Origin of the sequence: Kordiimonas lacus, from assembly GCF_001550055.1 — a bacterium.
GTDB classification, from domain to species: domain Bacteria; phylum Pseudomonadota; class Alphaproteobacteria; order Sphingomonadales; family Kordiimonadaceae; genus Kordiimonas; species Kordiimonas lacus.
Genome location: NZ_LRUA01000003.1, coordinates 196,374 through 215,056 on the forward strand (window position 1 = coordinate 196,374; position 18,683 = coordinate 215,056).

At 57.0% G+C, this 18,683-nt stretch carries 12 protein-coding genes; 5 read left to right on the forward strand and 7 right to left on the reverse strand.

Annotated features, from left to right (window positions below; translation table 11 throughout):
* Nucleotides 1-82 precede the first annotated feature (82 nt).
* From KORLAC_RS04390 to KORLAC_RS04415, 6 genes are all read right to left on the reverse strand, one after another.
* On the reverse strand, nt 83-2,110 hold the full coding sequence (locus tag KORLAC_RS04390; protein ID WP_068303677.1) for a glycosyltransferase family A protein: 2,028 nt from the start codon (nt 2,108-2,110) through the stop codon (nt 83-85).
* Complete coding sequence (locus KORLAC_RS04395) at nt 2,103-4,250, reverse strand: DUF6212 domain-containing protein (protein ID WP_068303680.1); 2,148 nt, start codon at nt 4,248-4,250, stop codon at nt 2,103-2,105. Before KORLAC_RS04395 ends, KORLAC_RS04390 begins: the two co-directional genes overlap by 8 nt.
* A gap of 30 nt (nt 4,251-4,280) precedes the next feature.
* Nucleotides 4,281-5,651 carry an HlyD family type I secretion periplasmic adaptor subunit gene (locus KORLAC_RS04400; protein ID WP_068303681.1) on the reverse strand — a complete coding sequence of 457 codons (1,371 nt, stop codon included), beginning with the start codon at nt 5,649-5,651 and terminating at the stop codon, nt 4,281-4,283.
* Nucleotides 5,652-7,469, reverse strand: coding sequence for a type I secretion system permease/ATPase (locus KORLAC_RS04405; protein ID WP_068303683.1), 1,818 nt, complete (start codon nt 7,467-7,469; stop codon nt 5,652-5,654).
* 320 nt (nt 7,470-7,789) lie between these two features.
* Nucleotides 7,790-10,384 carry a calcium-binding protein gene (locus tag KORLAC_RS04410; protein WP_068303686.1) on the reverse strand — a complete coding sequence of 865 codons (2,595 nt, stop codon included), beginning with the start codon at nt 10,382-10,384 and terminating at the stop codon, nt 7,790-7,792.
* 248 nt (nt 10,385-10,632) lie between these two features.
* Complete coding sequence (locus KORLAC_RS04415) at nt 10,633-11,850, reverse strand: glycosyltransferase family 4 protein (RefSeq protein ID WP_068303689.1); 1,218 nt, start codon at nt 11,848-11,850, stop codon at nt 10,633-10,635.
* A gap of 202 nt (nt 11,851-12,052) precedes the next feature.
* Between KORLAC_RS04415 and galE the strand changes: the two genes are divergently transcribed.
* From galE to KORLAC_RS04440, 5 genes are read left to right on the forward strand one after another with little or no spacing between them, the layout of a single operon-like run.
* A complete protein-coding gene (galE, locus tag KORLAC_RS04420) occupies nt 12,053-13,054 on the forward strand; it encodes a UDP-glucose 4-epimerase GalE (RefSeq protein ID WP_068303692.1) in 1,002 nt (333 codons plus the stop codon).
* 58 nt (nt 13,055-13,112) lie between these two features.
* Nucleotides 13,113-13,934: a sulfotransferase gene (locus tag KORLAC_RS04425; protein ID WP_068303694.1), complete on the forward strand. Its 822-nt coding sequence runs from the start codon at nt 13,113-13,115 to the stop codon at nt 13,932-13,934.
* A gap of 19 nt (nt 13,935-13,953) precedes the next feature.
* Nucleotides 13,954-15,096, forward strand: a complete 1,143-nt coding sequence (locus KORLAC_RS04430) for a glycosyltransferase (RefSeq protein WP_068303696.1) — start codon at nt 13,954-13,956, stop codon at nt 15,094-15,096.
* On the forward strand, nt 15,093-16,937 hold the full coding sequence (locus tag KORLAC_RS04435; protein ID WP_068303698.1) for a hypothetical protein: 1,845 nt from the start codon (nt 15,093-15,095) through the stop codon (nt 16,935-16,937). Before KORLAC_RS04430 ends, KORLAC_RS04435 begins: the two co-directional genes overlap by 4 nt.
* Nucleotides 16,934-17,530: a hypothetical protein gene (locus KORLAC_RS04440; protein WP_139167696.1), complete on the forward strand. Its 597-nt coding sequence runs from the start codon at nt 16,934-16,936 to the stop codon at nt 17,528-17,530. The genes KORLAC_RS04435 and KORLAC_RS04440 overlap by 4 nt, the downstream gene beginning before the upstream one ends.
* Here KORLAC_RS04440 and KORLAC_RS04445 read toward each other — a convergent pair.
* On the reverse strand, nt 17,527-18,681 hold the full coding sequence (locus tag KORLAC_RS04445; RefSeq protein ID WP_068303701.1) for a hypothetical protein: 1,155 nt from the start codon (nt 18,679-18,681) through the stop codon (nt 17,527-17,529). The two genes, KORLAC_RS04440 and KORLAC_RS04445, sit on opposite strands and share 4 nt — an antisense overlap.
* Between the last annotated feature and the right edge of the window lie 2 nt (nt 18,682-18,683).

Here is an 18,683-nt window from a genome sequence, read left to right on the forward strand (position 1 = left end):
GGGCGACTGAGACTGACCTTCTATAAAAGCTAAATAGCAGCTTTTCAATATATGCCGCATATATCCAAATACCACACGGGTTTCACTGGTTTTGCAACATATCGAAGAAATTCTGAGGCCCGATAAATTTGGCGGGGGGGAAGCCCTGTGCCGCCAGCGCCCTGACCATTTCGTCATTATCACATACAACCAGCTCTTCAGCGTGCTCAAATGCCAGAATTTTCGCACTATCTTCTGAGTCAAGCGGCCCTGCGTCAGCAAAAATACTATCAAAAAACACGTAGCCCTTCACACCCTGCTGGCGCGCATCACCCAGAACTTCAAGAAATGCGGCGGCCCCAACGGTGATAACCCGATCAACCGACCGGGCCAGAATGGCTCCGTCTTCTTTCGATTTGAGTGTGAACAGGCTGTATATGCGACGTCCCAGATAGATGCGATACTCAAGGCCACTTGGTACCCGGTCCAACATCACCATATCGCTTACCAGCGGCAGCCATGTTTCTGGATGCAATCCCGCCAGGTCTTGCTTCTTGCCGCGCTCAATCACAAGCAGGACTTCCTCAGCCGCTTCGCGCAATTGCTCCAAAAGCCAGACAAAGCGACTGCATTTAGCTTTATTCGCCAGAATATCCTGATCTACGGCAACCAGGGTTCGCTTGGTGCCTGTGGCAACGGGGAACGGCTTTCGCCCTTCTTCAGCGCAGACTTCGTCAACCAGGTTCAGGCGGCAGGCCGCAGCACCTGGGCCAGCAAACCTACGGCCGGCATGGCGAACTCGTGGCCGCTTGGGTGCGGCCTCTTCAACCAGCTTCTCCAGGCTGGCGAACAGGCTTTGGTAGCGTGGTGCGGTCTGGCCTGACACAAGCGGCTCAGGCGTCTGGAATACCGCGGGCGCAAATTCTACAGGGCCAGCTTCGTCATCACTCGCGGCGTCACGCAAGAGATCAGAAAAGCCTTCGGCGCTGACATGAAGGATACTGTTGACCATATCTGGCGTGTCTGCGGGCAAGCCTTCAAAATAGGGCCGCGGACGCGCCTCAAACAGCCAACGATGATAATTGCCGGGCTGCTCCTTGACGGCCCAGAAAAGCCAACGCAAGTACTGCGGCTGAGCCTTCATCTGGTCCCATTGCTCCTGGGTCAGGATGATCAGGCTATCTGGGAAGAAGAATTCGCGCCGGTTATGGTGCCAGCGCCGGACAAGTGCCACAAACTCCTCCCGCGTCAGGCAGTGGCCATCCGCCTGTGGATCACTTGTAAGCAATATGTCGCCAGTGCCTGCAAGCACCAGCGCAAAATAAGGCGCTTCGCGGTGCTCAAGTGCCATCACATTGCGAGGCTTGAACAGTGCCGCATGCTTGCGCCGCATCTTTGAAATCAGCTCGTCTTCCTGTCGCCGGGAATCGGCCAGCATGCTTTCCGGACGGCGGCGGTAAAGGAACCCGGCATGCTGCACGCGGCGCCCCACATAGCCGGCATCAAGCGCCGTCAGCCAGAAATCCCAGTCTTCAAAGCCATAGCGCATGGTTTCGTCAAACAGCACGCCCTGGCGCAACATGTCTGCCCGCACCAGCGACCCAGCTTCAGAGATGTTCCCCACCAGATGCTTCAGCTTGCTGTAATCAGGGGCTGTTTCGCGGGTATCGAAGCCTTCCTCCCCCCACGTCAACCCCATGAAAGAGATATCAGGGTAAGCCCAACCAACGAGAGGGTCATCACCCAGCACTTCACGGTAGCGCTGCAGTGAATAGGGTGACAAGCGATTGTCTGCGTCCAGGAAGAAGACGGCATCCAGGTCTGGCACCATCGACATCAGGAACCGCACACCGGCGTTACGTGCACCAGGCAGGCGGGTGTTCTCCTGGCGAAGGTAATAGAGCATGCCCGGGAACCGTTCCATCAGGTTTGTCGCAACCTTTCCGGTTTCGGGGAACCGGCATCCATCATCCACGACAACCACCTGCAGCGGTTGGTCAATTTCCTGCGTGCAGGCACTGATGATGGCTTCGGACAAAAACTGCGGATGGCCATAGCCTGGGATCACGACACCAATCGTCCCCTGCCCTTTGGGCGCATCTGCAGCCCTATCTGGCAGCAGTTCAGCCATGATCAACGGGACCAGCCAAAAGCGGTGTTTCAGGCGCTGTGGTTATATTCAGCGAATACCAGCGGCACCATCCATAGCTTACAGACTGACCCGCAGGTTTAACGGCAAAAACTGCATCGCCAGGGGCGTCAAGGGCAAGCGCCAGTTCGATTTCGATGGTGGCCGCCTGCCGGGCATACAGCACCTTGGCCTGCCACTGGACCGTTTTGCGGCCATTAATGCCCTGCCAGGTTGCCGGGTTCTGCGGGTCTATCCGGGACATGACATTGCGAATGGCACGAGCCTTTTCGGTCACAGACGGAGAAACCACAGCCAACACATACAAGAATGCTGGTGCAGCATCATGCGCGGTTTCAACCTCGCTCGCCACCCTTAGGGTCGTGGTCGGCACCCCACCCTCGAAAATCGCTGCTGACAGGCCGTCCTGAAGGGGGTGCGTTTGCAAGCTGCCCGTTTCCTCACTTACCAGGAGCGGTGAAAATCCAAGGCTCTTCGACAGTTCGTCCAATTTCTTGGCGCCAGACACGAATTCAATCCGTCCTGCCAAAGCCGGGAATTTAAGCGACCGCATGCGTAGCGCTGCGGCACTGTTACTTGGTGTCGGCATTTCCCTGACCTCAAGCGCGCCCCATTCAAGGCCGATTTCAAGCCCGGACCAACGACACCAGCCGTATGTGGCTTTCCCGCCTGGCACTTCCACCACCAGATAGAGGTCCGCGCGATTTTCCAGCGGTGCCTCCAGGTTCAGCGTCAGGGTTTTCGTCTGCTTGGGGGCCACCATGGCCTGGGCTGCATGAATTCCGTTGTCCTGGTTGGCCGTGTTTCCCGCCAGACACGCCAGGACCTTGCGGCTGCGCGCGGCATCGTCCTCGCCTTCAAGGTGCTCAACGGCCAGAATGCTGTAGAGACAGTTTGGCCCCGATTCATGGTCCGTCAGAACGGAGATACTGACTTCAGCAACACCTGCGGCCAATGCGCCGCGGACCTTGACACCCGAGGGGCCCTTTTCATGCGGGTGCGTCTGCACCCAATTGTCCCCGTCAGCACCTGTACTGACAAGCGATTCCCCGTAAGGGATGTCAGTCAGCAGGTCGCCAAATGCCCAAGCCGCGCGGCGCCGAAGGACATGCGGCGCTACCGGACAATGCCTGAACGGCGACAGGTCATAGCCATCACCGGTTCCTACATCGCCCATGGGGTCTGCAAGGCCTTTCATAAGACGGAGCGCCAATGTCTGCCCGGCGTCATCGCCAAAACGGTCCGCGTCGACGCCCGCAAGCGCCAGCAGCGGCGCGTTATCCGCATCGCTGCTCCAGGATACTTCGAGTACGGCGTCGCCAAAGACGGCACTGCAGGCACCGCTCAGGTCAAACTGCAACCAGCCTTTTGACAGAACATAAGGTTTTGCGTCCTGGGCGAGGCATTTTCCATCGCTTGCCCGTAACACCCGCACCTCCAGATAGCCATCGGGGGATGCAGTCTCGCTATCGGCAGACATCACATAAAGCGCTACAGCCCAAAGGCCTGACGCGTCTGCGGGCAGGAATTGGCTGAAGTGACAAGTGTTCACGGTGCCGCCAGGACCGACTGTTTCATCCCCTACGGGCAGTTCAGCGGCAATATGCTGCAGGCCAAAGCCGGCGCCCCGGATCATGCGGCGGGCTTTTTCCAGGTTCAGCAGCAAGCTTTCGTTTTTCCGCCGCAGATAGGACATCCCGGCTTCCTTGTCGGCCATCTGGGCCTGGAGGTCTGCTGCTTCGCTGGTTTTACAGTCCAGCATGAAGCGGGCACCATCCAGCCTCATGCGGCCTTTCATACCGGTCAGCAGCCTGATCGGCGCCGGGGTAAACATTTGCTGACGGCGGGCGTGCTCGTCCCAGGCCTTGGCGGCGGCATGGGTCGCTTTGCCTACCAACATACCGCGCACACCGATGGCCATGCCAACTGGCGCACGTCGCGTGTCCAATCCACCACGCTCTTCGCCAGCGCTATAGATGCAGCCGTCGGCCCCCAGAAGCAGGAAGCGGATGTCGTTCCCCAGCATATCCTGGAGCGCAGGCAGTACATCTTCGCCCACAAGGAACAAAGATGCTCCAGAGTAGGCCGTCCTGAACGCACTGACCGTCAGCTCAATCTTCACCGTGTTTTCTCCCCCGATGTCCGTGCCAGACTAGCCTTTGAACATACGGAACGCAAAGCGCGTGAATGGCCGTGAGATATGCTCCAGGAAGGTTTTTGGCTCGGTTTTGATGTAAACCTCGGCGAAATTACCCGGAAGCAGGTCTGTGGTATCTTCACCCGGGTTGATGGTGATGTGTGCCACATAGCTACCCATCGGGTTCTGTTCAGACACGACAGCATCAGCCGACAAATAGATCAGATGTCCCGGGATGGGCGTCATGCTCTTTTCCCGGTCAGACGGGAACACCACCTGAACTTCCTGTCCGATCTGGACCTGTTCAATATCCTTCAACTGAACGGCTGCTTCGATGGTCAATGCATCATTATGGGGGAAGACCTCCATAATCGTTTCACCCGGCCGCACCACGGCACCCAGCGTGCGGGTGGCAATCCGGAAGATCGTCCCATCCACTGGCGATTTGATTTCGCTTCTCGCAGCCATGTCGCGGTACCGCGTGATCTGCGCTTCAGCCTGGTTGATACGCTGCTGAATCTGAACGAGGATCGAGTTGGCGTCTTTCAGGTAAGACAGCCTGGTCTGACGTTTTTCACGGGTCAGGTTGTCGATGTTGTTCCGCGCATTCTCGATATCGAGCTTGGCATTGGCCAACTGGGCTTCAACTTCAGCGACCTTACGCTCTGTGGCAAAGACCTGTGTCCGCTTGATCAGCCCCTGTTCGAGCAACTCGCGAAAGTCCTTGAGCTCAAGCCGGTAGGACACCAACTGACGCTCATAAGCATCAAGAACGGCTTCCGTGCCCTTGATATTGACCTTCTGGCCTTCGATCTTGGTATCGAGGATATCCATTTTGGCCAAGTAGAACCGACGCTGTGCGTCAAACTCCTGGCGCTCACTTTCCACCGTTTCCTTATAGCGTTCCGCATTGCGGATGCTGGGAGGAACATCGGCCGGGAAATTGATGCTGTCGGCAAACTGGGTTTCAGCACGCCGACGCGCAAGCTGAGCGTCAAACACAGCACGTTGCAGTTCGGCGGCGTCCAGTTGGGCCTTGATCTGGGTATCATCGAGGCGGGCGATGACATCGCCTTTCTTCACCCTGTCACCTTCGCGCACCATTATTTCATTGAGGATACCACCCTCCAGGTGCTGCACCACGCGATTGCGGTCTTTCGCGATCACACGACCGCTTGCAATAACAGCGCCGCCAATATCGACAGAAACAGCCCACATGCCACCAAAACCGAACACGAGGATTAGAACCAACATCGCCCTTTTCAGGATCGGCGTTGCATCAGTGTTTACCTGGTCATGCCATGCCTGTAGGGATTCGCGCTCGAAGCGGTCATTGGCCAGAGCCGGCAGCTGTGGTCCGGACGCGGGCGCAAGTTCTTTAGACATTTACGCCTCCTTCTTCTTGGCGTTGTTGGCGTCTACCTTGACAGCCACCTTGCGCGGCTTAGCCGCATCTGTTTTCGGCTTGTCCGCAGCAGCCGATTGCCCCGCCGCAGCCGTGCCAGGTTTGGCGGCTGCTTTTGGCGGAGCCTTGCCCGGTACAGCCTGGACGACCCCACTTTTCATTACTTCTTCCTTCGGCCCGAATTCCTTAATGGTGCCATCCTGCATGACCATCACTTTGGACACATGCTGCAGCACGGAAGGGCGCTGAGTAACCACAATGGTGGTGATACCACTGCTCGTCGCGGTATGAAGCGCCCGGTGGAATACTTTTTCGCCTGCTGTATCAAGGGACGCGTTCGGTTCGTCCAGCACCAGTACCGCCGGGTTGCCATAGAAGGCGCGCGCGAGGGCAATCAGCTGCGCCTGGCCGCCAGATGGGTAGAAGCCGTTCTTTGAAATAACCGTATCGTAACCCTGCGGCAGCTTCAGCAGCAGTTCATGGACACCGCAGCGTTTTGCCGCCTCAATGGCCAGCTCCTCGGGATCGTTTTTCCTGAGCCGCGCGATATTCTCCCGCACTGTGGCTTCAAAGAAGGTGCTTTGTTGCGGCATATAGCCCATATGCAGGCCCTTCGCGACCGGGTCCCAGACCTTCAGGTCCTGCCCGTCAAGGGACACAACACCCGCGCTTGGCAGCAGATAGCCGACTATCAGCCGCGCCAGGGTCGATTTACCCGCCCCTGAGGGGCCAATGATTGCGATGCTGTCACCTGCCTGGATCGTCCCGTTTACGCCTTTGATAATAGGCGGCACGCCAGGCTGCGGAACATAAACCACACGCTCAAGCCTCAGCTCCCCTTTCGGGCGTGGCAGCATTGTACGGTTTTCAGGAAGAGACATTTCTTCAAGGCGTGTCATCAAACGCGCGCGCGTGCCGTGCGCTTGCTTCAGAATACGCCAGCCGCCAACAATCTGTTCAACCGGCGACAGGGCACGGCCACCGATCATGGCCGTAGCAAAGATGACACCGGCTGTTGCCTGGTTCATCAGCACAAGAAGCGCACCGCTGCCAATCATCAACACCTGAATGACCTGGCGAATCGCCTTTGTTGCGGAACTGAAATTGGTCATGCTCAGGGCAGAATTGATATAGCGGTCCAGCGCCTTGCCCTGGTGCTCGCCCCAATGCTCCACAACTTCACGGTACATGCCCTGTGCGCGGATGATCTCTTGCGAGTTCATATGCATTTCAAGCACCTGGTGGGATTTCACCATCGCCTGCATATGCTCTTGGTTTTCCGCGGCTGTGGCGCGGTCACCCCAGACCCCCATAAAGGCCAGGATGCATGCACCGATAATCACCACGACCCCGAGAACCGGGTGGATCATGAAGATCAGAAGCATGAAAACAGGTATGAAGGGCAGATCGAACAGGGCGCCAAATGCCGGCGAAGCCACAGCCTGGCGGATCGCCGCCAGGTCACGCAAGCTTTGGGCATTTGCCCCATGTTGCCGGGACAGCTCGCCAGCCAGCAACAGACCGGAAACCTTGGCTTCCATGTCCACACCGGCCTTGGTGAGCAGGCTGTTGCGGACGGAATCAAACACGCCATAGGCAATCAGCACGACAATGGCGAAAATAGCCATGGCCACCAGAGTTTCCATGCTGCGTGACTGAAGCACGCGATCGTAAACCTGGAAAAGGAACATCGGCACTGCCAACATGGAAAAGCTGGCTAGTACGGAATAGAGTGCGGCCTTCTTCAGCGACTTCTTAAGAGTCTCTTCTTCAGCCTTGTAATCTTCAATAAGTGACATTCAGCAAAAACCTTGCTCTGGTCAGAATCCCAAACTGGGAGAAATCCAAAATGGTATAAATCTCGCCCCCGCACAACAAGGGTTATCCGGCAAGACGACCCTTATGGGCGAAGTGGTAGCATATGGCTAGGACTGTGTCGATATTTTGATCAAATTCATCGTGCGCCGGAAGGCCGCATCAAAGCTGAACTTTTTCATTAGTGTTCAGTCAACGTTATTGTGCCCCAGATTTGGCCTGACCGGCTTCCTCAAGTCGCCAGCAGGCCAAAAGAAAAGGGAGGCCAAAGCCTCCCTTTCCGAATTTCTTGTAGGTAACTGACTTAGATGTCAGCTTCAACCGTAACTGCGGTAGAGAAGTCACCAAGCGTGATGCCTTGCAGGAATACCGTGCCACCACCTTCAAAGGTAACGAGTACACCAGCAACGCCGCCTTGCGTAGTCTCTTCAGCCCAGTCGTTGATCGTACCGCTTACGAGGTCCTCATCAACCAGGAAGGTGTCTTCATCAGTGTTGAAGTCTGTGATCACATCGTTACCGGTGTCATCTGTAGCATCGAAGTCACCTGACGTTCCACCGTAAGCGAAGGTGTCAGCACCGTCGCCACCAGTCATGGTGTCGTCATCGTCGTCAGCTGCCATGATGAAGGTATCATTATCAGCACCGCCGTCGAGAACGTCGTCACCAACACCGCCGTCGACGTCGTCACAACCAGCACCGCCGGAGATTACGTCATCGCCATCGTCACCGCTCAGATCGTCACAACCGTCGCCACCTTCGATAGTATCATCGTCAAGGCCACCGCTGATCACGTCGTCACAAGCACCGCCGTCGATGTCGTCGTTACCGTCGCCACCAATGAGGGAGTCTTCGCCGTCTTGACCCAACAGAATGTCGTCGCCTGTGCCACCGTCCATGGTGTCGTCGCCGTCGCCACCGCGAATGGTGTCAACGCCTGCGTCACCGTCAAGGGCATCATCGCCAGTACCGCCGTAGATTTCGTCAGCGTTGTTACCGCCAGACACATCGTCATCGCCGGAACCACCGAAGATTACGTCGTCACCGTCGTCACCGTTGATGATGTCATTATTAGCACCACCGAAGATCAAATCGTCGCCGTCGCCGCCGTCAATCGTTTCTTCACCATTGGCACCACCGTAGATAGTGTCATCACCACCTTGGCCGTCGATATCGTCATCGCCAGTGCCGCCGCCGATCACATCGCCTGCGCCACCGCCATATACGTCATCGGCTCCAGCGCCGGCCCAGATCTGGTCAGCACCGTCAGAGGAGTCGTTACCGGTTTCACCAGCTTCAACAGTGCCTGCTACGCCAGCGTCATCCCAAGTGGAACCGATCAGGGTGTCATCGCCAGCACCGCCGAAGATCACGTCGCTGCCAGAAGCCTGGTCAGTTTGGTCTACCGTACCGAATGCATCGGTACCGTCACCAACAATAACGTCATTGCCTGCGCCGCCACCGATGGTGTCGTCACCCGAGTCACCAGACAAGGAGTCGGCACCCGCATCGTCAGCACCAGCCCAAATAACGTCGTCGTCATTACCGCCTTGCCCAATGTCATCGTTGCCGCCACCAACAAGGGTGTCGTCGCCGTTGCCACCGAACAGTTGGTCATTACAACCTTCGCCTTTCAGGCGATCGTTACCATCGTCACCATTAAGGATATCATTGCTGTCGTCGCCGCCCTGAAGAACTGAACCGCCTTCATCAGCGAAGAGTACATTGTCATCCTGGCTAACTGTCAGGTTCACAGTGATGTCGCGTGTATTACCGTCAGCATCAGTAACTGTAACGGTAATGCTTTCGTCAGCACCACCCGCTACATCATTACCCAGGCTTTCGTCTGGCGTGTAAACAAGGTGATCATCTGGCGTGCCAACGATAATAGTGGATTCATCAACCACCACGGTTGAGCCAGTGCTCAGCGTGTAGGTATCATTGTCTCCGTCGTCAACTGCAGTACCGTTGATGTGCGTGATGGTCCAAGCAAAGTCTGCAGCAACCACACCATCTTCGTTCTCACCACCGGCGAGGTAAACTTGATCACCATCCGTGTTGTAGCCAAGGATGTTGTCGTTCAGGTCAGCGTTAGCAAACTCTGCACCCTCAGCATCATCAACATCGATCGTCTCGGATGCAGTGAAGACTTGCTCGGTCGTTACAGTCATATCGAGCGTTACGTTGTCAAACTCGATGGATTCGAAGTTGGACAACTGGTCATCGCCATCGACGTTAGCAGCAGCCAAAGTACCGTCACCACTGAAATCAGTAGTACCCGCATCGTTGATTTCGCCAGAAATGCGAATAACGTCAGTGCCTGCACCGCCATCAATCGTATCGTGACAGCCACCGCCGATCAGCAGGTCATCATTCGCCCCACCGTCGAGGTTGGCGCCAGTGTCGTTATCGGAAGCATCGAGCGTATCGTTGCCGTCGTCACCGAACAGACGCTCTTCGGTCAAGCCGTCGTCGCCACCAGAAATCAGCATGTCGTCGCCGTCACCACCAACGAGCGTATCGTTGTTGTTGCCGCCGGACAGCGTGTCGTCGCCAGAACCACCAACAATGCTGTCGTCGCCGTTGCCGCCGGAAGCATCATCATTACCGGAACCGGCAGTGATTACGTCATCACCAGTACCGCCGAGCAGGTCGTCGTTACCATCGCCGCCGATCAACTGGTCGTCGCCATCGCCGCCAACAAGGCTGTCATCGCCGTTGCCGCCGTCGAGAATGTCGTTAGCCGAAAGACCGGTTCCGTCGCCAGAGCCGCCCTTCAGCGTATCATTACCATCGCCACCTGCAACTGTATCCTGACCACCGCCGGCATTGATGAAGTCATCTAGTTCCGTGCCAGCAATGTTCTCATCCGCAGATGTACCAAAAATCTTGTCTGCCATAGCTTTCCTCCTGAAAAAGCAAACACATCGTTTAATTGTGAGGCACGAACGTAGGTCTTATAGCCCCCTGCACACTCTCTAGCGAGAGAATGCCAATGATGTCAACCGCATAATCGTGTTAGACATTTATATAGTCAATATAAATTACAAAGTTTCGTCCGTACTTCTACACAGCGGACAGAACACCATTACGGGCCTGTCAATTCAACCGTGCTTTTTATGTCGCTGCAATAAAACCTCTAAAGGGGCTAAATCTGTGACCCGTTTGCAACACTTTCTATCAGCTGCCAATATTGCGGCAACAGATCTTTCACCGAATATTTGGCAACAATGTGTTCGCGGGCCGCTTTTTTGAGTTCCGTATAGTCTTTCCGGTTTTCCAGAATATGATTCAGTTTCTCTGCGATCGCCCCAGGCTCCTTGAACGGAACAAGGACACCATTCTCGCCATCGGTGATCAGTTCCTTCACCGGGTCGGTATCCGATCCAACAATCAGCGCGCCGGTGCTCATGGCCTCGAGCATAGACCACGACAGGACGAACGGAACAGTCAGATAGACGTGCGCCGATGAAATCTGCATCAGGGTCCGGAAGGCTTTGAGCGGTTGCAATCCTAGGAAATGAAGTCGGCTCATGTCCGGCTTGAACTCTTCCAGTGCCCATTCTTTCCAGGTTTTTCCATCGGGGCGCTCAGCGCCATAGGCCACCCGGTCGTTGCCAAGAACGACCACCTGCAGCTTGGGCCGCATCTTCTGCAGCTTGGCAACCGTCTCAATGAACTGCGGGAAACCACGATAGGGCTCCATGCCGCGAGCGACATAGGTAATGACTTCATCTTCGGCGGTGAAGGTTTGATCGCCAATCGTCACCTTCGCATCCGGGTCTGGCTTGAAGTAATCGGTATCCACGCCGTCATGCAGAACGCTGATCTTGTCCTTGAAGATGTCGGGAAACTTGCTGTGCTGGAACTGCGTGGGGCACTGCCCCCAGTCCATGGCCGCCAAGTCCTGCAGGATCGGCGTGTTCTTCATACGTATCCGCAATTGGCCGTTGGCATCATATGGCTCGCCTCGCAGAAAGTCACCGTCAGAGAAACGGCTGTGGTAATACCATTCATAATAAGTCAGCAGTTTCGAATCCGGGAACAGGTCCTTCAGAAACATGTTCGAGCCCCACCCGGAATGCGACAGGATGACATCCGGCTTGTAGCCTTTTGCCTGAAGCGGCATCAGGGACTTGTATGCCGCCTGCCCCATCAGGACCGCTTTTTCAACGGAATGAAGGGCCGGATGAATCTTGGTCGACGCATCGCGGTGCGGCTTGAAGTTCACGCGCTTCGGACGAAACTTCTGTTCGTTGCTCGCCAGCGTCGCGGCCACCATTTCAATGCCGGGCTTGTCTTTAATATGATCGACAATGCGGCGATACTGGCCGGGAAAGTTATTGTGCATGAAAAGGATACGCATGAGTATGACAAGTCCCCAAAAAATAAGATTTCCCTGCTGTTAGCCAAAAAAGGGGGCGGATGCAAGAAAGCGTTGTCTGTACAGGTCGCACTGGCCTGCCTGTGACTGTATGGCTTGACACAGGCGGAGAAGACTTTAACAGAGTGCGAGACGAGGCCTGCCTCGCATTCAGAATTCTAATTACTGTCAGTCGGGGGCGATCATGGCAAAAACAATCCTGGTACCGGGCGGCGCCGGCTTCATCGGCAGCCATACCTTGCTTGCCCTGAAAGCCGCTGGATATACTCCCCTGGTGCTGGACAATCTTTCAAATGGTCACCAGGACGCAGTCTTGGATGCCAACTTCATAGAAGGCGACATCCGCGATGAAGCCCTTCTTGACCAGCTGTTCGAAAATCATGCCATCGACGCTGTTGTGCATTTTGCGGCCTTCATTGAAGCAGGCGAGAGCGTGCGTGATCCAATGAAGTTTTACGACAACAACGTTGCCGGCAGCCTGAACCTGGTCAGGGCGATGGTGCGTCACGGTGTTCGCAAGATGGTCTTTTCCTCTACTGCGGCGGTGTACGGCGATTCGACCGATGCGCCCCTGACCGAAGACCTGCCGAAGGTCCCCATCAATCCGTACGGCCAGACCAAATGGGCCGTGGAATGCATGCTCAGGGATACAGCCGCCGCCGACGGCCTGCAGGCCATTGCGCTTAGGTATTTCAATGCCGCTGGCGCAGACCCTGAGGGTCGCCTGGGCGAACGGCATGACCCGGAAACCCACCTGATCCCGCTTGTGCTTCAGGCAGCAAGTGGCCAGCGCGACGCCATCAGCATCTTCGGCACCGACTATGACACCCGCGACGGCACCTGCATCCGGGACTATATCCATGTAGCGGATCTGGCAGATGCCCACGTGAAAGCGCTGGAGCATCTGTTTACCCAGGACGATTCGAAAGTCAGGGGTCGGCGTGGCTTCTATGATGCCTTCAACCTGGGGAACGGTCAGGGCTTTTCTGTGCGCGAGGTGGTCGATGCCGCGAAACAGGTGACCGGCGTCGATTTTACTGTAAAAGAAGAGGAACGTCGCCCAGGCGACCCGGCTGTACTGGTCGCCAACGCGGAAAAGGCACGAACAACTTTGGGATGGTCGCCATCCATTCCAGCGCTTGAGGACATGGTCGCCCACGCCTGGAATTTTATGGGCCAATCCTGACAATAGTTGCCCGACATCCGTTACTTGGGCAGCCAAACTGAAGAACAGAGACAGATATATGAGCTTTCGGTGTAAGAAGATTTTTGTCGGTGGCTATACAAAGAGCGGCACAACCTTCGTGGGCCGCGCCTTCGACATAATCAATGGTGTTTATGCGAAGGGCGAGGAAGACTATTTCCGCCTCATGTTTCACGGCGTGACTAATCTCGTCAGAGAATTCAACAGCAACATCAAAGTCGTGAATCGTGAAGTTTATGACGGCTTAGGCAGCATTCCGCCCGTTGACCGTGGCTCACTGAGGCTCCTGCAGCAGAAGATCTTCTTTCACCTCTTTTTCGCTGGCAAGCCCGTGCCTGATGACTGTGTGGCCATCGTTGAAAAATCACCGCACAATATCTTCCGCCTGAAGGAACTTACCTTCACCTTCCCGGCAGCGATAAATGTCTGTGTATATCGACATGCGGTCCCAGTGTTCGCATCGCTGATGCGCCACATGCGTGACCACCGCAACGAAAAATTCGATGACCCGGACTTCGGGTTGCGCCGCGAGATGCTGCAGAATTTCTGCAAACGCTGGCCAGAATATGTCCAGATCATTGAAGACAACCGGGCCAAGCTGAAGATGGTGCAATATCAGTCGGTCGCCGACAATACTGCCGGCTTCCTGGACTTTGCCCAGACAGACATCATTGGCGAGAAACTGGGCTTATCGGCGCCAGTTGAAACCCTGACCAAAGAACATTACCTTTCCACCCTGCCGCCCGAGGTGCGTGAAAAAAGCCTGGTCCAAACCAGCGCCAACAAGATCAAGCTGACAGACGCTGAAAAGACCATGATTGCCGAGCACTGCAAAGACCCGGCGATCACGTTCGATTTCTAGAAGGACCCATTAGGCACCCATGCACGCGCTTGTCACAGCCCCGATCCCCAGCCACCCGCAAAATCACGGCAACCGTGCCCGCGTGTATGCGGTGTGCCGGGAAATCCAGGCGCGGGGCTACCAGCTGCATTATGTCTATACCGGCCTTGAAGGGCTGAGCGAGGAACAGGAACAAGCCATGCGCGAGGCATGGGAGCATGTGTATGTCCTGCCGCGTGAACTGGTGATCAAGAAACGCTCCAAGCGCCGTCATCACCTGATCGATGATTGGCACTCCCCGGCGGTGACCAAGCTGACAAACCGCATTCTGGACATCTGGGACATCAAGCTGTGCCTGGCCAATTATGTCTGGCAGAGCGCCTGGCTTGATGCAGTGCCTGCCGATATGCCGCGCTATATTGACACCCACGATGTGTTCGGCAATCGCCACAAGGCACTCAAGCGCGACGGACTTGAACCGTCATGGTTCTATACGACCCCCAAGGAAGAAGCCAAGGCGCTGGCGCGCGCAAGCCATGTAATTGCTATTCAGGATGAGGAAGCCAAAACCTTCCGCGGCCTGACGGATACACCCGTCTGCACTCTGGGCTTTTTTGACCCGCCCAATTTCCTTAAGGCCAAAGCGCCAGAGCGAGGCGCCAAGCTGAAGGTCGGCTATATCGCCAGCGACAACCCGATCAATGTGAATGCGCTCAAGGGACTGAGCGACGCCCTCAAGGCCCGGCCGGCCCTGATGGAACAGTGCGAATTCAATCTGGCTGGCCCCATCTGTAACACCGGGCCCGCCGAAGAAGCCTTCTATAATCGCCTGGGCTTTGTCCCCAGCGTCGAAGGCTTTTACGCCGACATGGACATCGTTCTGAACCCCAATGTGGGCGGCACCGGGCTCAAGATCAAATCGGTTGAGGCGCTCAGGTTCGGGCGCCCCCTGGTGGCCACAAGCGACGCCATGATTGGCATCCCGACAGAACACCCGCTGCACGCTTGCCCCAGCATCAACGGCTTGTGCGACGGCCTTATGACACTCGTCACAGACCCATGCGAAGTAGCGGTGCTGCAGCAGTCCGGCCAGGAAATCTATAACGCCTACCTGAAGGCCCAGTTTGAAACGCTGGACCTCCTGTTCCCGCGTGTGGATGCGCCCAAGGCAGCAAACCAATGACCGGCCGCCTGCCCATTTTGGTCTTTGGGTCCCTGCCCCCTTTCCGCAGCGCTGCGGCTGCCCTGGGGCTGAGCACCGCCGAAGCCCTGGCCGCAGATCATGATATCACCTTCGTCATTGATGATTTGGCGCCCGCCCCACCTGCAGACCTGACCTTTTCGGTCATCCGCATTCGGGACCTTCGCGCAAACTGGGGCACATATGAGACGCATCGCCGGCTATACATTCCAGGCGCGGACGGCGACAGCCTGTTCCCGCTGGAGCTGTTGCGCCAGGCACCAGGCATTGTGATGCCGGCAACCCTGTCCCTGTTTCCACTGGCCGAATCGACCTGCCGGGCCACAGGCCTTTGGCCGGACGCCTATTGGCAGTGGCTGAAGGACAGCACAGGCGCGCACGCCAAGGCCCTATATGCCGCAAGAGTGCACCACAGGCGGGAATCACTGGCCCAAGGCACAATCACCCCGGCCCTTGATCTGCTGCTGGCCCCGGCGACTGCGCTTGTGGCCGCGAGCCCGGCAATGGCCCGCATGATGACAGCATCCAGCCTGACGCCGTCAGCCGTCCTGGACATGGCGCCAGCCCCGCAAACGCCATCCACGGCGAAGGGCGACACATCGGTAATTCTATATGTCACGGAAGAAGCCGCCGCAGCCCAGACCTGTCGGGCAAGCCTGTCGGTGTTTCCCGCCTTTGAAAGCGTATCGCACCTCAGTGTCCATCCGGCGGCGCGGCATCTGGCGGCATCAATCGCAGAGGCGGACATCGTCGCCTTTCTGGACGGCCATGATCATGCCAGCAGCCCCGGCCTTGCCGTGGCGGCTTGCATGGGTAAGGCCATCATCACCGCCAGGCAGCCCTGGGCGCAGCACCTGCCCACAGGCAGCCATATCGCCCTGCCTCACGGAAAAGCCCATGACACGCTGGCCACCAGCGTGGCGGCCCTCCTGGCACAGCCAGGGCTGATGAACCATTTTGTGGACCACCGGACCAAAGCCGGAGGGGCCGCCTCACTGGCCCAATGCCTGCAGGACACAGAGGTGCCAAGCGCAGACCTTTCAGCGCCGCGGCAAAAATCGGTGGAGAATACTGATAACAGCACCACGGGCACATTGGCAGGCAGCACCCGGACAGCCGCCCTGATCGGTGCTGTGCCACCACCGGCAATCCTGCAGGAGCTACTGCCCCAACTGGACATCAACCGGTGCCCGCGTTTCTGCACCCCGGCACTGGCATCCCGGCTTGCTGATCTGACAGGCGAAGCCCCGGCCAGCCTGTTGGCCCGGATCGGGTATGAAGCACCGCTTATTTTTGACGGCAAAAGCACACCCGCTGTCCACCGCACTCCTGTCACCTTCGGCAGCCTGAAGCACGGCCTGAAGGCGAAGACAGCCATCAGCTTCGGCTGCAGCCTGGACGAAGGCGTGGACGGCGACAATCTTCTGGACGGCGCAGGCATAGCCCCGAAGCTGGCTTTGCGAATCGACTATGATGAAAAGGACAGGAATGCCCCCACACAGGGCTTCCTGCCAGAGTACGGCCTGTTCTGGAGCCACGACACGGTACGGCATGCCTTGCAGTGTGTGATCGTGGTCGGCCACAGGCTTGGTACGTTCCGCTTGAAGGCCGGAGCGGCGGATACATGCTTCATGGTTGCCGGGCACGACTGCAGTACCGCTGTCAGCGGCGGCACGGCGGCCACGCTGACGTCGGATCAACTGGGCCTCCTTGAATTCAAACTGATGGCGCTGGACAACAGCGTGGGCACACCCCTGGCATCAGAAGACTTGAGAAAACAGCTTGCGCAAGCTGGCCTGTTACTGGAATGGTCTGCCGTATGACGAAGAAACCTACATCCCCGACGCCCGCTGATCTGCCAATGAAAGGACCGGAAAGCCGTTTCCCGAAAGCTGCGGTCGACTATATCGACGCACTCCTCGATGTGGAGCGGACACGGTTTGAAAAAGAGCTGGCAGCCGCCGCGACACCAAGAGAAGAGCCAGCCTGGCCTACCTTGCCGGAGCGGCTGGAACTTATGGCCGAAGGCGATGACTTTGCTGGCAGCGGTTGGGGCAAACTTGACCATACCAAGAAGGGAATCGGCCGCCGCTGGATGGCGCGTATCGGCACGCTGCTGTTCGCTGCAGATGCGACCAGGGGCGGCATCGTGCGCCTGACCGGCACGGGATACCTGCGCCGCCGCTATGTGGATGACCTGACTGTCTGGCTGGACAATATGCCCGTTGAGGGCGTGGCCGTGCGCAAGGGCATCAATGGCTGGAGCTTTGAAGGGCGTGTTCCTGCGCTGGCTGGTCGGCCCTTCCATATCCTGCGGCTGCAAACAAGTGGCATCAGACCTTTCGACAAGGGCCCGGACACCCACGCCAGCCTGGCGCTCAGTGTGGTAAATTACAAAGCCGCTGAAAAAGCCTAACTGGCGGTTTTCTTGTCGCCTTTGATCAGGTCATCTGTGTAGGTCACCAATGACCCGGCCGCATTCACATGAAGGCCCAGCCGGTCGATTAACTCATGTCGGAATTTCACAGCGTCAGCCCACAATTGTGGCATGGCCTGATAGGGCGCGCGATAGTCCGGCACAGAGAAAGCCTTTGGTGATTTTTCACCGAGGAACATCGCCAGTGCCTTCAGGACCTCAACCGGCTGTTCCACCAGTTCTTCCAGCGTCACCGACCGGAAATCTTCCACTTCATCCCGCAGGAAATCCTCCAGGAGCGCTTCCTGCGTAAGCACGTCCTGAAGCCAGGCGTTGCTCTGTGCGAAACCAAGGGTCGGCGGATTGAAATTCTTACGTTGAGTGTCGGTCATGTTCCAGACTGAACGGAAACGGGAACCATCAAGCGACCCGGCGATACCCGCCTGGGCCATCTTGTCCCGCCGGGTGAAATAGATCACCCTGGCATCATTGCGGCGGATCCATTCCAGCAGAGTCTTCCAGCTCGCCCGGCTGTTCTCAAACAGGGCCTTCATCACATCGGTATGCAGCACCATGTCAAACACACCATCCTGGCGATAAAGCTTATCCAGCGCATCCATATAGCGCGCGATCTGGAAGTCCTTCTGTTCCGCAAGCCAGGCACCCAGCGCCCGGTCCAGGTACTCCATCGGGTTTCCGAAACCATTCAGGCGTATAATTTCTGCCAGGAATTCGGCATCTGAATAGGGTGCGCCGACGATCAGGATCGGCTGCTTTTTCTCTGCTTTGTCTGCCTCGGGCTGCTGCATAAGCTTGGGACGCTCGAACAGGCTTTTGGGGGCGATGTCATAGGTGCAGGAAAAGATCCGTTTGCGCGGATAGGCGCGCCGGAGCCTGCGTACCAGCGCCAACTCGCCTTCCCGGCACAGAACGAAGATACGTTTGACGGATTTGATAATCGCGGCGTCTACCGTATTCGGCGTGGCTGTCTGACACTGGAAACCATCAATTTGCTTGTCAAATGCCCGCAGGATGTCACCGTCCATCACCACCAGCGCATTTTCGCGCAACCCACGAAACAGCGGTGGCCAGGTCCAGGCCCTGGATTGGCGGACGAAGCGCTCAAGGCGAACTTTCGACTGCGGCTTCATGG

What these genes read in the sequence shown, in the direction of transcription:
- KORLAC_RS04390 (WP_068303677.1), bottom strand. Translation starts at nt 2,110, where the DNA reads ATGGCTGAACTGCTGCCAGATAGGGCTGCAGATGCGCCCAAAGGGCAG.
- KORLAC_RS04400 (WP_068303681.1), bottom strand. Translation starts at nt 5,651, where the DNA reads ATGTCTAAAGAACTTGCGCCCGCGTCCGGACCACAGCTGCCGGCTCTG.
- KORLAC_RS04405 (WP_068303683.1), bottom strand. Translation starts at nt 7,469, where the DNA reads ATGTCACTTATTGAAGATTACAAGGCTGAAGAAGAGACTCTTAAGAAG.
- KORLAC_RS04410 (WP_068303686.1), bottom strand. Translation starts at nt 10,384, where the DNA reads ATGGCAGACAAGATTTTTGGTACATCTGCGGATGAGAACATTGCTGGC.
- KORLAC_RS04415 (WP_068303689.1), bottom strand. Translation starts at nt 11,850, where the DNA reads ATGCGTATCCTTTTCATGCACAATAACTTTCCCGGCCAGTATCGCCGC.
- galE (WP_068303692.1), top strand. Translation starts at nt 12,053, where the DNA reads ATGGCAAAAACAATCCTGGTACCGGGCGGCGCCGGCTTCATCGGCAGC.
- KORLAC_RS04425 (WP_068303694.1), top strand. Translation starts at nt 13,113, where the DNA reads ATGAGCTTTCGGTGTAAGAAGATTTTTGTCGGTGGCTATACAAAGAGC.
- KORLAC_RS04430 (WP_068303696.1), top strand. Translation starts at nt 13,954, where the DNA reads ATGCACGCGCTTGTCACAGCCCCGATCCCCAGCCACCCGCAAAATCAC.
- KORLAC_RS04435 (WP_068303698.1), top strand. Translation starts at nt 15,093, where the DNA reads ATGACCGGCCGCCTGCCCATTTTGGTCTTTGGGTCCCTGCCCCCTTTC.
- KORLAC_RS04440 (WP_139167696.1), top strand. Translation starts at nt 16,934, where the DNA reads ATGACGAAGAAACCTACATCCCCGACGCCCGCTGATCTGCCAATGAAA.
- KORLAC_RS04445 (WP_068303701.1), bottom strand. Translation starts at nt 18,681, where the DNA reads ATGAAGCCGCAGTCGAAAGTTCGCCTTGAGCGCTTCGTCCGCCAATCC.